The sequence below is a fragment of the Bacteroides sp. genome, assembly GCF_030151085.1.
Lineage (GTDB): Bacteria > Bacteroidota > Bacteroidia > Bacteroidales > Bacteroidaceae > Bacteroides.
In genome coordinates, this window is record NZ_JASLER010000092.1 from 52,937 (window position 1) to 66,274 (window position 13,338).

The window sequence follows — 13,338 nt, forward strand, 5'->3', positions numbered from 1 at the left end:
ATGGGAGCTAAGAAAAATTTTGTGATTGATACCAATGTAATCCTTCACGACTATAACTGTTTGAAAAATTTCCAAGAGAACGACATTTATCTTCCCATTGTAGTACTTGAAGAGTTGGACAAGTTTAAGAAAGGCAATGAGCAGATTAATTTCAATGCCCGTGAGTTTGTCCGCGAACTCGACTTAATTACAGACGACAATCTCTTTACGAAGGGAGCATCGTTAGGTGAGGGGCTGGGACGTTTGTTTGTAGTGGCAGGAGCAATAGAATCTCCCAAGGTACGTGAATCGTTTCCTACGCGTATTCCCGATCATCAGATTTTGACTGTATTAGACTGGCTTACCGAAAAGAAGCCTAATATGAAATCCATTCTTGTTACGAAAGATGTTAATCTGCGCATGAAAGCCCGCTCTATCGGCCTGCTATGCGAGGACTATATCAACGACAAAGTGGTGAATGTCGATATATTCGAGAAGTCGAGTGAAGTTTTCGAAGGAGTTGATCCTGCTTTAATCGATCGTATTTATTCTTCAAAAGAGGGAATAGATATTAGTGAATTCGACTTTAAGGATGTTATCCATCCTAATGAATGCTTTGTTTTGAAGAGTGACCGAAATAGTGTACTTGCGCGTTATAATCCCTTTACCCATTCTGTTTGCCGGGTAAACAAATCCAAAAATTACGGAATCGAGCCACGTAATGCCGAACAAAGTTTTGCATTTGAAGTTTTGAATGATCCTAATATTACATTGGTTGCATTGACTGGTAAAGCCGGAACCGGTAAAACCCTGTTGGCATTGGCGGCCGCTTTAGGCAAACTTACCGAGTACAAACAGATTCTTTTAGCTCGTCCTATTGTTGCCTTGTCGAATAAAGATTTAGGTTTCTTGCCTGGTGATGCTAACGAAAAAGTAGCTCCCTATATGCAGCCATTGTTCGATAATCTTAATGTGATCAAACATCAGTTCGCTTCTAACTCTTCAGAGGTAAAACGCTTGGAAGATATGCAGAAAAGTGAACAATTAGTAATAGAAGCATTAGCCTTTATTCGCGGACGAAGCTTGAGTGAAACTTATTGTATTATTGATGAAGCTCAGAATTTGACCCCACATGAAATAAAGACTATTATTACCCGTGCAGGTGAGGGTACAAAGATGGTATTTACGGGTGATATCCAACAAATAGACCAGCCTTACCTTGATAGCCAGTCCAATGGGCTTGTGTATATGATAGATCGTATGAAAGATCAGAATTTATTTGCCCACGTTAATTTGGTGAAAGGAGAGCGTAGCCAGTTGAGTGAATTAGCTAGCAATTTAATGTAAACAGGACATTTCTAGCGAGATAAATAATATCCGCCCCATCTTCTCTACGACATAAAAGAGGGGAAGGGGCGATTTCTGCTTATGTTAATTTTTTATTATAATATTTTTTTATCTATTTCTTGCTCGCTTTAGCCAAAATAATGTATCTTTGCCACGCCTAAAAACAAAACTGTCAAGCAAAATGAAGCGAAGAATTTTTCATAGATACCTTTCTGCAAAGGTATTACCTATTTGGACTATTCTATTGATTGATGTATTTATCATCGTCATATCTAGTCTGCTGGCTTATGCACTCCGATATGATTTCAGAAGTATTTTTCTGGAATCTTCCACCATAGATAGAACAATTTTATGGACGGTTGTTGTCAATCTGGTGTTTTTCCGTGTTTTCCGGACATACTCTAACGTATTACGCTTTTCATCTTTTGTGGATATCATGCGTATCTTTGTTTCGTTAACAGTGTCCTACGCATTGTTGATGATTGCGAGTGTATTGGCTGAAAGTTATATGAATTTCAATTTGGCTCCGGTCAGTGTGCTTTTCATGTCGTACATCATTAGCTTTGCCATGATGGCATGTTCGCGTATCGTTGTTAAAACATTCTTTGAAGCGTTGAACTTTGATGGAACACATAGCGCAAATGTTTTTATTTATGGAGCTAAGGAAGCTGGGGTAAATATTGCTAAGGCATTGCGTGTGAATTTGCGTAATCATTACCGCTTGCGTGGATTTATTGCTGATGAGCCTGAGTTGATAAATAAAGTGATGATGGGTGTCAGAGTGTTTCCTAACGATGACACATTGATTGATAACTTGAGTGACCGCGATGTGCAAGCCATCATTATTTCTCCTGCCAAGATGGAGGAATTGAAAAAATCGGATATGGCGGATCGCTTGTTGGCACATAATATCAAATTGATGACCGCCCCTCCATTAAGCGAATGGAATGGTCAGACATTAAACCGTACCCAACTGAAGGAAATTCAGATTGAAGACCTTTTGCAACGTAATCCTATCGAGATAGATATTCATAAAGTGGCTTCCCATCTGGAAGGTAAACGAGTTATGATAACAGGTGCAGCCGGATCTATTGGTAGTGAAATCATGCGTCAGGTTGCTTCGTTTAATCCTTATAAACTGATTTTGGTAGACCAGGCGGAAACTCCTTTGCATGATATTCGTCTGGAGTTGCAAGACCGGTGGCGTGATATTGATGCGGAAACGATTATTGCCGATATTTCCAACCAGACTCGTATGGAGGCGATATTCCAGGAATTCAAGCCTCAGTATATCTTCCATGCAGCAGCCTACAAGCATGTACCTATGATGGAAGATAATGTTTCTGAGTCTATACAGGTCAATATTTTTGGTACACGTTCTATTGCCGACTTGGCTGTGAAATATGGTGCTGAGAAATTTGTGATGATTTCGACTGATAAAGCAGTTAATCCTACCAATGTGATGGGATGTTCCAAACGTATTTGCGAAATTTATGTGCAGTCTTTGGCTAAGAAATTGCAACAAGAAGGTGGAGCCACTCAATTCATCACTACTCGATTCGGGAATGTATTGGGATCTAATGGTTCTGTTATTCCTCGTTTCCGTGATCAGATTCAGCGTGGTGGTCCTGTAACAGTTACTCATCCCGAAATTATACGTTATTTCATGACTATTCCCGAAGCTTGCCGCTTGGTACTTGAAGCCGGTAGTATGGGGAATGGTGGAGAGATCTACATCTTTGATATGGGTAAACCGGTGAAGATTGTAGACCTTGCCAAACGTATGATCAGCCTGTCCGGCCGTACAGATGTAAAGATTGAGTTTACAGGTTTGCGTCATGGTGAAAAGTTGTATGAAGAACTTCTGAATGTGAAAGAGCTGACCAAGCCTACTTATCATGAGAAGATAATGATTGCTACTGTGCGTGAGTATGATTATGATGAAGTAAAGGAACGTATCCAAAAACTCATTGATGTTAGTTATACATATGATCAAATGAAGATTGTAAGCGCAATGAAAGATATCGTTCCGGAGTTTGTCAGTAAGAATTCTTGTTTCGAAGCTTTGGATAAGAAGTCATAAAAAAAGTATAGATATAAAATAGGGTGGTAAAGTTGCCTGCTAAAGCACTTTACCACCCTATTTTATATCTATTTAGTTCTTCTTACTCGCGTGAGGAGAAGTATTTTAAGAATTGCGTACGTTCGAATGTATTAACTCCCTTTGGATCACTCACATTCAAAATGCCTTTGAATTGATTAATTGTCTCCATACCTTTGCGGTCCATCCATAAATTCAGGAAGCGAATGTATTCTTCAATAATGAAATAAGAGCTTTGATAGAGCGCACTACATATTTCTACAACCGAAGCGCCTGCTAATATGGCTTTTACAACACCTTCCGGAGAGTGAATTCCACCTGATGCTGCATAATCCATCTTGTTTACATTTGCAGAAGCAATGCCAATCCAGCGTAAGACTTTGGCTAAATCAGATTCGTTGCTGAATACGTTGCCGGAGATTTGAGTCATTTTCTCAATATTGATATCCGGTTGATAGAAACGGTTGAACATTACTACTGCAGCTGCCCCATTGGCATACAATTGGTCAATGAGTGCAATAGGATTGGTAAGGTTGTCGCCTAACTTCATGATAACAGGAATCTTGATCATTTTTTTTATGTGGCTCAAGATATCAATGTGGCGTTGTTCAAAAGAGCCATACACATAGTTTATATCTGTTTGCAGCGCAAGAATATTAATTTCCAATGCGTCAGCACCTGCTTCTTCAATTTTGGTGGCAAACTCAATCCAGTCAGCGTCCTGATAGCAGTTTATACTGGCTATAATGGGTATATTACAAACTTTCTTACTCTCTTTGATTAAAGTTATGTATTCACCTATCTTATGTTCACGAACATATCCTACCAGATAATCACTACCTTCGGGATACATATTGGGATCACCAAGCCAGTCAGCTTCCCTCATAATTTGCTCTTCAAAAAGGGATTTGAGAACGATGGCTCCAGCACCTGCTTCATACAACTTCTGATTTTTTGTAGCACTGTCTGTCAGTCCGGAGCTGCTGATAATAATGGGGTTCTTGAGTTTCAACCCTGCAAAAGTAGTTTCTAATGTTGCCATGATAAAGGATTAGTTATAAGTTATTAGTACGTTCTTTCTCCAAAAATATTGCTTCCTACACGTATTAATGTGCTTCCGGCTGCTATGGCTTCGTGATAATCGTGAGACATTCCCATTGATAATTCTCGAAATGACTCTTCATTAGCAAACCAAGCGGATTTCATTTCTTGGAAGAAGCTACTTAAAGAACAAAATTCTGCCTTAATTTGTTCAACATTATCAGTGTTTGTCGCCATTCCCATTAATCCACATATCCGAATGTTTTTGAGTTCTTTCCATTCACCGGATGCCAACATTTTCCGGCACTCCTCAAAACTGAATCCGAATTTGGTTTCTTCGCGTGCTATATGCAGTTGGAGCAGGCAATGAACGGTTTTGTTTATTTTTGCGGCTTGCTTATTAACTTCGGTAAGCAACTTGAAGGAATCAATACCATGAATTAATGCTACGTATGGAACAATAAATTTAATTTTATTTGTTTGCAGGTGTCCGATGAAATGCCATTCAATATCTTTAGGCAGGCTTTCATATTTTGAAGTCATTTCCTGTACCTTGCTTTCTCCGAATATACGTTGTCCGGCACGATATGCTTCTTCTATTGCCTCATTAGGGTGAAATTTGGAAACAGCCACTAGTCGTACCCCTTCAGGCAGTTCGCTCAGTATTTGTTTTAAATTCTCTGCAATCATACCTAATTTACACTTCCGGTTTGTCATTCGGTTCTGCGCTATACGGATATACATCCATGATAGCAGTTTCTGATACGGATGCAATCTGATAATCAGCCATTGTACCTTTCATGCCCTCATCCAACTTCTTCACAGCATCGCGCAAGTCAGCTGCTTGTACAAGTACCTGAGTGGAAGTTTTCTTTTCAGCACCGCTTTTCTCATCGAGTGTGATGAAAACTAATTTGCATTTAAACCAGCGGTCGGCAGATTCTTCTTCGCTAGGAAATAATTCACTATAGTTGGCACGTTTGATGTCCGATACGGTAAATTCGCCCGAAATAAAAGGAGTCATTTCTTCGATGATACGTGCTTCGGCCTCTGTAAAGCTGAGTGCATCTACCAGATAAGGTTCAGTTACTTTCTTATTCATACCGTTTTCCATTGTTTTCTCGTAACGGATTTTGCACTCAAACCATGTATGCATTGCCATAATTTTCTATTTTTTAATTAGTTGGTTTATTATTACTCTTTTGATGCGTGCCTATGCTCGCCAAAAGCAGTACAAACTTACGGAAAATCTCTGTAAGTGCCGAATAAAATGGGAGAAATGTCGTTGAATTGCTTATTAATGAAGGAATATGCAAAATGCTTATTCTAGTGATTTCTTTAACAATTCATACATCTTGATACCATGAATACGGATAGCCATTTTATCCCAATTATTTTTATGAGATTGATAAACAATCAAGAGTTTCAAGCTTTCAATAGAGCCTGTTTTACTTCCATTACAATATGCTTCCACATGTGCTCTTTTTACCTCATAAGATTCATTCTGTAATGACGAATTCAGTCCTTGTGAAATCATTACAAGGTTTCCAAAACTATCTCTAAGCGCACTATCTTCTTCCGTATCTTCCCATTTTGTATTTGAGTCACTTTGGGGAGTTTGAGGAGCTATATGTTCCAAACTTCTGTTTCTGATGAATACATATTTATTAGTAACCTCCAATTCCGAAGGACTGTCGGCAAATATCTCCTTTCTATGAAGCCATACATACAAGTCTAACCGCCAGAACCAATAACGAATATCGCTTCCATAGGAGAGCGATTCGTAACTGGGTAGCTCGTGTTCTTTATCATCCATTCGTTTCAATTCTTCATACAAATCATGAGCATTTGGAATTTGATTATGGGGTAATATATAATCCATCAACCAGCCAAACCATTTGTAATTGGTAAAGTTGGAAGAAGAAACATACAACATAGATTCCAGCATGAGGAGCTTCTTTCTTTCCTCATTATCTTCCGGAAGATTCATATCGAGGTCGTAACCATACTCTGTTGGACGAATAAAGCAAATGTCCATAATCAGACGGCTGCGAAATAACTTGTCTATGAAGTCCGATATATCTTCAATATTCACTTTGTCACCTTCATAAGGTAAATATTTGGAGAATATTTCAAGCAGATTGCCCGGATTAAAGAACTCTTCTTTACTTTCATTGATTATATTTTTGTACTTCCAGTAGAGGGTATGCAATAAGAGGTAGGGAAAGCGTAGCGAACACCTGCTTTCTCTATCTGTAGTTCTTGTGGCTTTAGGTGATGCCATGGTGGGAGGTATATCAAGGATAAGTTTAGATTCGTCTTCTTCCAGGTCGCCTAATCCATTGATGATATTTTGGTGAATGATTTCGTTGAGACTTGATTGAAAGGCTTGATGCTTTCTTGCCTTGACATCATCATTCTCTTTACTTTTCCTGATAAGGGGAGTATCTACATCTGCGATAACATTCCACAATTGCAGATATAGATTTATTTCTTCTGGCATGTTTGTCAAAAGTTTGACTTTCAAGATTTCGTGCTGTTCCAAGTTCTTACCTGAACAATTCATTCTTTCAAAATATTTATTTAAATCCTGTGGGCTATATCCATTCGGAAGTTCTGATATGAAGAAACTCAAATGTTCGAAGATGTATTCCGCAAATCTTTGGGATTCGGTCTGCCCATTGAGGTTTTCGAAGAATGACTTAATAGCTTTCGTACCAGCTTCCATCTTCAAATTTACATATGATTTTACATTGTTATCATCATTGTAAATAAGATGTTGCAAGTAGTTATCGTCAGCAGGACGTGCAACAAACTTGAGCCTTGGGGTTTCATTTGAAGAGATAAAACTACTCCAACAATCATAATCCTTAAGAGTACATCCCAAAAGCATCATAGCGGTAAAACGCTGTTGACCATCCACAAGTTCATGCGATTCGGTAGCCGTCAACATGCCGATGTAATAATCATCGGGACTTTGAGATAATTCAAATGTACGTTTCAAATCATGCAGGAGGGTAAGTATGTTTTCGGGATTCCATTCAAAGAGTCTTTGATAAATAGGTATTATAAAGAAAAGTTTTTCTTCTACAATTTGTTTCGGAGTATATTTCATACATTAATTTTCTTAAATGATTCAATAACCATGTACTTGTCGAGATTTTTGCTGATAGTGCTTGCGATATTGCGCATTCTTTTCCCTATTGGCTTCATATCTTGTTGGAGAGGAAACGTGAGTTCTTTGGTTATATTGTTCGTTTCAGCAAGGAAGAAGGTTGGGGAAGTGGCTTGGTCCAGCATTAATATAATTTCGGATTGAGCTACATATTTTGTAATAGAGTTTTTTCTTGCTTTGGCATTGGTATAACGGTGTTGAAGTATAATTCGCATAATGACAACTAAGGCATCAGTCAAACAGAATTTGTTAAATTTTAGATAATATGCATAAAGCAGAGCCTCAATAACATTACGATATAAGCAATGGCTTTCACCATCCATGTGGCTATGAAGTACTTTGTATTCTTCAGTCTGTGCAAAGTACTTAAAATGTTGCAAGTGTTGTTCTACAAAGAAAAAGAAATGTGTCCCACCTTGTATGGATTCATTAAAATAAAACTTTTCGCCAAATGGTGCAATTTCTGCAATTACCGGTGCTGCTTCATATTCGTTCTTGATTCTATATTCTTGGCTATCCTCAATATCCTTTTTTCTCATCCATTTTCTTAAATGGTAGATGTAGGTATCGAGTATTTCAACATATTCCGGTTTCTCTTGGTTATCAATTCTGCTTCTTCCTTCCTCTATCATTTTATTCCAGGTAGCAGCTGCTCTGGTAGATTGTTGTTCGAGTGCTGATGGGATAAACCGAAGATGATGTGCTTTGAGCAAGTCGTAATCGGTAAGGGTTACACCTCTTGAATTTGTATTCGAAAAAAAGGTATACGCTAAGTCAATGGAGGCATTCTGCAATACCAATACACTGAAATCTACATGCTCTAAAAGTTCTGTAGCCCGCTTTGCTTTGTCAAACAGAAATTTGCGACAAAATTGGCTAATAAGGTACTTATTGTAGGCTATATAAGAGTGTGATTCTTTAGATGTAATTTTTTCATGCAACAATTTTGGGGTAACTTCCAGTTCGTGCATTAGCAGAGACAAGGTCACTAATCTTTGCTGACCATCAATGATATCATAGCGATCCCTATTGTGATGCAGAATGACAGTACCCAATCTATATTGATTTCGGCTCTTTATTCCTGTATGCTCAAATAAATCGGTTAAGAGACATTTAACATTTTTCTCTTCCCAGCAGTAAATCCTCTGATAATCAGGAATTGATAGTGGAAGTTCCAAGATCTCTTTAAGGGATAGGTTATATAATTCTACTACATCCTTTTGTCTTTGAAGGATATCTTTTTCTTCAAGAGTAATGCTCGAGAAAGCAGCTGTAGATTCATAGAACTGTTCAATAAGCATGTCAAATGTCTTTATGAAAAAAGCTAAAATCTCATACAACTGAGCATGTGTATTAATGCCTGTAGTACAATAGCATCTGTAACCACAATTCCAGACTTCCCATTCCAAAAGGAGTTGGGACTCAGTTTTAGTCATAAGGAAATCAATCAAGCGTTTATACTTTTCGTCCCAATCTTCCCCCTCGAAATGCAATTCTACACTATTGCAACATATCTCATAGTGTACATGTGTATCTTTAATTGGGGTAGGAACCTGAATAAATCGGTTATATTGTCTTATCCAGTAAATATGATCGTAAATGTCTTCTGCTTTATTGGGATAGACCGATTTTATATGCTCAAGCAATGAAAGATCAATGGTAATCATAGCTAAATGTTTTTAATGATATACAAGTTTTCATAGGTATCTAATATATCATTTCTCGTTGTTCATTTGTCTGTTTTGAAATTTCTGCTGTAAAGGTACGAAAAACCTGACTCGTTTTATTATGCAAGATGGTAAAATGTGAGTTGTTATTTGTTACTAGATTATATAAAACGTAGTATCAATGGAAAGTTCCTTGCCAAAGTTGCTATTCGATAAATTAAGGTAAGATATCAATATTCAATAGTAAACATAAGACAAAATCGTGGTTTTGAATTGTAAATCAAATAAAATCTGTGATATTAGTGCTTTAAAAGTCTATATATAATGGATTTTTTGTATTTTTATACTCAGATTGATACGTTTCTTATAGAAGAATTGTAATAAATAATAACACAACAAATTAATCCCTATAACAATGATTACAGATTCCGAAGCTCGTAGTCTTGTCCTTAGTTCGCTAACGGACTTAAAGAATCGAATAGGTTATCTAAATTCAGACGACCTTGCAGCTGATGTTATTAATGTAGCCTGCAAATGGATACTTGAGAAATGTCCTAAGAGACCTAAAGTGTATTCTGTGCCACAAATGGCTTTTGCGGATAATTATTCGAATTTTCGTAGTATCGCAGCTATCTTTCCTAACTCTGTAGGAAATGAATATCCAATCATTCATCAAAATGTAGAAAATCTCACACAAAACATTTGTCTTAATATAGGGTGGGATGGGATGCCTGGCTTTCTGGAAGACTACTTCTATAAAAAGCATTGTGCCACAAATGGCTTCGATAAAGATATAAGAGTCTTCATGTCGAGTTGCCACAAACGCTACCAATACGGCAAATATGTTGAACAGTCCATGGTTCCTCGAAAAGTTGAACTTTCATTCTCCAATGGAGAGTCAAATCTTGCAGTCTCAATTACACCTTCATTGTCGCGTAAGTCAGCTCGACTTATTTCCCGTAATGGGAATTGTCTCATTTATAGTGGAGAGGGATACCGTTTTACCGTGAACCTCGATGATTTTGACGAGGTTGAATTATTCACTCTTGAAATACCCGACCGTCAGCTGAAATTAGAATATTATGAATGATGACAATTGGCTTCTCATTTTTAACCGACTAAGCCAAACAGTCAACTCTATAATGTCTTCTAATGATAGTAATTGGAAGACATTATCTGCATCTATTTCAACTGAAATTATAGACTGTATAAATCGGTTACCTGGTGTTAAAGCATTCGAAATTCAGGGATTGGGATTATATATTGATGATACACAATTTCTCAATTCTATTGATAATAAACAGCAGGCTATCTATAGAAAATTCAAGAAAATTTTCAACCTATTATGGTCTACTCTAGAATTTACTAATAACCAGCAGTTCTACAATAAGAAGAAAAAAATTATCCCAATATTATCTTCAATCACAGCCAATGCTCACTTCACCGAACTTAACTTAGAAGAGCCTTTTATTGATAGTTTCTTGTTGTTTTTGTCAGAACATCCTAACTATTACAATGAATTGTTAGGTGATTTTATAAATTGTCGTTCCACTTCAAAAAATAGTATTATTTTAATACCAAATGATAGAGGTCAGAAATTTTCATTATCTCGTGATTTTCTTTATGAACAAGACCGGACATGGATGTTTACGATTATTCATGGAAGTATAAATAGTTTTTATAAGAATTGGCTTGTTGCCTATGGACTCGGTTTTTCTTCATCTCTAATTGTTGTAAAGCCATCTTTATCAGCATTATTGAATCCTAAAGCCCTTAGGCTTGCTGTTGCTAATTCTTATGAAAATTATGGAATTTGCATGTTATGCTTTGAAATTCTTAATGCTCTTTTCCTCCTTCCTGAAAAGAAAAAAGAGGAGTTTTTAGATTTAACATATTCATTACTCTCACTGACTTTCCTATATTCGCTATCATACATAACAAAGCATAAAAACTTTGATTGTCTTAAATCAGCTGATATTTTTTCAAACATAGCGCGAATGGTTGATAGATTCCGTTCGTATATTCCTGTAATTCTTCTAAATGTAGAAATAGTGAATGGACTAAATATGTATCTATTCATTTGGGCAATGCAAAATGCATGTAGATGTTTGCCTCCGGAATGTTCTGAGTATAAAATCTCTTTTTTTCAATCTGCACAAATGATGCAACAGAACCAAACAGTGGTAGGGGTTAACAATGATCCACTTGAGAACAACATATTAGAATGCGAAATTATTGGTAGAAATGAGGCATCCCAAATATTGGAAAAATTCAGTAATCGATTTGTTTCACGCCAATTAATTTCTACAGAGAACGAATCTCATATATCAGAACAGTTGCAAGGTTTATATTTCTATTATTCAGGTGTTCATACTGTTAATAATACTACACAATCGCGAGAACACATTTGTAATAACTCTAAATGCCTAAATAGATTCTTTCAAATCGAGCCCTATTCCGATTATCAGTTAGTTCAGACACCTCATTATCCTGTTTATTATTCTTATCACACTCTATTGAGGAATATGGGATTAGATGAAGAGGTTCTAAATGTGAATAAAAAAAACGGGTCAACAGGAAAGGAGTTATGGCTCTTAGATTTGTATTATAATATTTTTCAAACAGATGATTATAATGATATTACCTTTAAAAAATCTAATGAGAGTATCCCATGGATTTTATATATGGTTTTGAGTGTTGATGAGAATGATAATCTTAAATCCATATATCTGAAAGGGAATAATCTGTATTCATTAAAAAAGTATTTAGACTGGCATTTGCTTTTTTTTAATATACCTTGTAAACTCTCATCTTATGACTTTTCAAATAGATTAGGCGAAGACACAATGTTATTGTGTATTTTGGGTCACACGGAATTCATAGATGAGACAATGTTTAAGTCCACTTGATTGTTGAGTGAGCAACAAGCTTTCAATTGAAATATTTATAATTACTCTTGAATGTTTCGTGCTTGATTGTTTGTAATGTTTTTTATAATGCGCAGGATTAATTGCTTTATTTTCTCTTTTTTATTGTATGAGAATTTTTTTACTGTCACAAAAGATTTATACGGGGCAATGGCTTAGCGGCAAGTATTTATTTTGACACTGCAACTGGCGTACACTCCAATCTTGCTTTTGGCTCTCAATTTCAAAAAAACTGCGTTCGTCAGAGTTCTTTATTCGCATGAGAATCTGGTAATGATTCCACGAAAGAACAAAGCGAAGGAATTCTGAAGATTTGGTCTGCACTGTAGACGAATTCCTACACGAATAAATCCGGTAGAACTTTCTACACTTATCTAAATCTACAGATCATCCTTTGCCATACTTTTCTGCAAGTCTATATAACAGATTGCCACCGCTGTAATTATTTTTATATTTGAACTTTCATGTAAATTGTGTTGATAACTCTTGAATACTTTGTAGTCTCTTGACCATTGTTTTCTAAAGTATTAATATCGTGTTAACACGAAGTTAATATCGTGCCGACACGATGTTAATACTTTGTATTACACGATATTAATACCTTGCATTCTGCTTTTAAATCACTGGTTACTAATTGATTTTCTTCACGTCTTCTTTCTTTCCTTTGCTAGTATGGAGATGATATACCCTCCTTTGCTGTTTATCTTTCCCCAATTGGTGCTGTGGAATATTTTCCAGACATATCCTCCCAATCGGCCGTAGTCGGATAGTTTCAGGATCTTCTTTATCTCCTCTTTATCGGTGATTAATAGCTGTTGCAGTGTCAGCATGAGGCATTCCAGATTATGTGTATTCTTGTTGTAGGCATAGCCCGGAATATCTAAATCAGAATTCCCCGCCATTCCTCCGTTCTCCCCCGGGGGAGTAAGAGAGGGAAGTGCTTTACTTTCATTTGCTTTGCTTTCTTTGCTTTGTTCCGAATTGTATGCATTTTCAGAGAAAATGTCTACATGCTGCGGACAATTCTTTTGATTTTCTGCATTTGAAGGAGGTGTATCGGTTCCCGCTTCAGGCTGTTCGTTTTTCACTTTCAGTTCTTCC

General features: G+C 36.7%; 9 protein-coding genes and 2 pseudogenes. 4 read left to right on the plus strand and 7 right to left on the minus strand.

Annotated elements, in window-relative coordinates; all coding sequences use genetic code 11:
* Both Q1W14_RS19635 and Q1W14_RS19640 read left to right on the plus strand, forming a co-directional pair.
* Positions 1 to 1,326, plus strand: a complete 1,326-nt coding sequence (locus tag Q1W14_RS19635) for a PhoH family protein (RefSeq protein WP_300704375.1) — start codon at positions 1 to 3, stop codon at positions 1,324 to 1,326.
* A 181-nt stretch (positions 1,327 to 1,507) separates the two neighbouring features.
* Positions 1,508 to 3,409 (plus strand): nucleoside-diphosphate sugar epimerase/dehydratase, encoded by a 1,902-nt coding sequence (locus tag Q1W14_RS19640; protein ID WP_300704376.1) that lies wholly within the window; start codon positions 1,508 to 1,510, stop codon positions 3,407 to 3,409.
* An 82-nt stretch (positions 3,410 to 3,491) separates the two neighbouring features.
* On the opposite strand, the gene Q1W14_RS19645 is transcribed toward Q1W14_RS19640, so the two are convergent.
* The 5 genes from Q1W14_RS19645 to Q1W14_RS19665 form a co-directional block, all read right to left on the minus strand.
* Positions 3,492 to 4,469: a dihydroorotate dehydrogenase-like protein gene (locus tag Q1W14_RS19645; protein WP_300704377.1), complete on the minus strand. Its 978-nt coding sequence runs from the start codon at positions 4,467 to 4,469 to the stop codon at positions 3,492 to 3,494.
* A 23-nt stretch (positions 4,470 to 4,492) separates the two neighbouring features.
* On the minus strand, positions 4,493 to 5,158 hold the full coding sequence (locus tag Q1W14_RS19650; RefSeq protein ID WP_300704385.1) for a YggS family pyridoxal phosphate-dependent enzyme: 666 nt from the start codon (positions 5,156 to 5,158) through the stop codon (positions 4,493 to 4,495).
* Positions 5,159 to 5,165: 7 nt separating this feature from the next.
* On the minus strand, positions 5,166 to 5,630 hold the full coding sequence (locus Q1W14_RS19655) for a DUF4494 domain-containing protein (protein ID WP_300704378.1): 465 nt from the start codon (positions 5,628 to 5,630) through the stop codon (positions 5,166 to 5,168).
* Positions 5,631 to 5,789: 159 nt separating this feature from the next.
* Positions 5,790 to 7,583, minus strand: a complete 1,794-nt coding sequence (locus Q1W14_RS19660) for a DUF262 domain-containing protein (RefSeq protein ID WP_300704379.1) — start codon at positions 7,581 to 7,583, stop codon at positions 5,790 to 5,792.
* Positions 7,580 to 9,310, minus strand: a complete 1,731-nt coding sequence (locus Q1W14_RS19665; protein ID WP_300704380.1) for a DUF262 domain-containing protein — start codon at positions 9,308 to 9,310, stop codon at positions 7,580 to 7,582. Before Q1W14_RS19665 ends, Q1W14_RS19660 begins: the two co-directional genes overlap by 4 nt.
* 415 nt (positions 9,311 to 9,725) lie before the next feature.
* Between Q1W14_RS19665 and Q1W14_RS19670 the strand changes: the two genes are divergently transcribed.
* Positions 9,726 to 10,400 carry a hypothetical protein gene (locus Q1W14_RS19670; RefSeq protein WP_300704381.1) on the plus strand — a complete coding sequence of 225 codons (675 nt, stop codon included), beginning with the start codon at positions 9,726 to 9,728 and terminating at the stop codon, positions 10,398 to 10,400.
* A complete protein-coding gene (locus Q1W14_RS19675; protein WP_300704382.1) occupies positions 10,393 to 12,219 on the plus strand; it encodes a hypothetical protein in 1,827 nt (608 codons plus the stop codon). Before Q1W14_RS19670 ends, Q1W14_RS19675 begins: the two co-directional genes overlap by 8 nt.
* Before the next feature lie 156 nt (positions 12,220 to 12,375).
* On the opposite strand, the pseudogene Q1W14_RS19680 reads toward Q1W14_RS19675, so the two are convergent.
* Both Q1W14_RS19680 and Q1W14_RS19685 read right to left on the minus strand, forming a co-directional pair.
* Positions 12,376 to 12,606, minus strand: a pseudogene (locus Q1W14_RS19680) (DUF1016 N-terminal domain-containing protein); the annotation flags it as partial.
* Between the two features lie 275 nt (positions 12,607 to 12,881).
* A pseudogene (locus Q1W14_RS19685) lies at positions 12,882 to 13,338 on the minus strand (hypothetical protein); the annotation flags it as partial.